2 protein-coding genes are annotated in these 1,170 nt (G+C 26.7%); one reads left to right on the top strand and one right to left on the bottom strand.

Annotated features, from left to right (window positions below; translation table 11 throughout):
* Positions 1 to 625, top strand: a 625-nt coding sequence (locus OPU68_RS18085) for a restriction endonuclease subunit S (protein ID WP_498475310.1), incomplete at its 5' end; no start/stop codon positions are given.
* Here the strand turns inward: OPU68_RS18085 and OPU68_RS18080 are convergent.
* On the bottom strand, positions 618 to 1,170 hold a 553-nt coding region (locus OPU68_RS18080), incomplete at its 5' end, for a restriction endonuclease subunit S (RefSeq protein ID WP_498475309.1). The genes OPU68_RS18085 and OPU68_RS18080 overlap by 8 nt on opposite strands.

The raw sequence follows: 1,170 nt of genomic DNA, 5'->3' as shown, positions 1-1,170 counted from the left end.
GAATACGCTTAGTAAAAAAATATTTTCAAGTCAATTGAGATTCAAAAATACGAATGGAAATAATTTTTCAGAATGGAAAACAAAAAAATTAAAAAAGATGCTATCTATTCCCGACAAAATTAAGCCAACATTTATTGACAAGAATAAACTAATTACGGTAAAACTTCATTTGCAAGGTGTTTTGAAAAATGAAAATACAGAAACACTTTCCATAGGAGCTACAAATTATCTTGTACGAAAAAAAGGACAATTCATATATGGTAAACAAAATTTATTCAATGGGGCTTTTGGTATAATCCCCAATGAGCTTGATGGTTTTTTATCATCTGGAGATGTACCTTCTTTGGATATAGATCATTTAAAAATAAATGCCTTATTTCTTTTAAATTTTTTAGGTAGAAAACATTTTTACAAACAGTTAGAAAATATAGCAACAGGTTCTGGTAGTAAGCGAATACATGAAGAAACACTACTAAATATTGAGATTGAAATCCCTTCCATAGAAGAACAAGAAAAAATATCCAATCTTTTTTCAGCAATTGATTCCAAAATTAATATTGAAATTGCTTTTTTAAAAAAATTAAAAAGTCAGAAAATATACCTTTTAGACAATCTCTTTATATAAATAAGTTCGCCAGCAAATATTGTTTTTGTTTAATCAATAATTTATGAACTCCTAATTCATTTTTTATTTTTTCATCAATACCTGATAATATATTAGAAACTTGGCTTTGTTTGTAATACTCTGGCAATGAGATTTGCATTGGCTCAATCTCAGAAATGTAATGCCGTTTATGCTCATTAGAAGATAAACCTAAAAAGGATAAATATTCAAATATAAATTTCAGATTAACATCAGCTTTAGCAGTTAAAATTTTAATGGCAGAAGATTTTACTTTAAATTGAAAATCAACAAACTTTGTATCCATTGTGAAATCATCAAATATGATGCATTCCCCTTTATCATAAATACCAAAGTTTTCATTAATATATCCTAATATAAAAGCTTTATTTGCCGTAAGAACAGGAATTAAAGAGTTATCAGAAGAATAATCTGTGTCAGTCACCAAATATTTATTAGGTTGTTCATAGTTTAGAATATCCCTAATTTCTACAAATTCAGTTATTTCGTTAGTTATTTGTTCAAATAATTGATAGCGAAGCGTATTC

The organism is Chryseobacterium sp. TB1-D10, from assembly GCF_059803555.1.
Note: the sequence above shows the minus strand (reverse complement) of the source record. Positions and strands in the feature narration are given on the sequence as shown.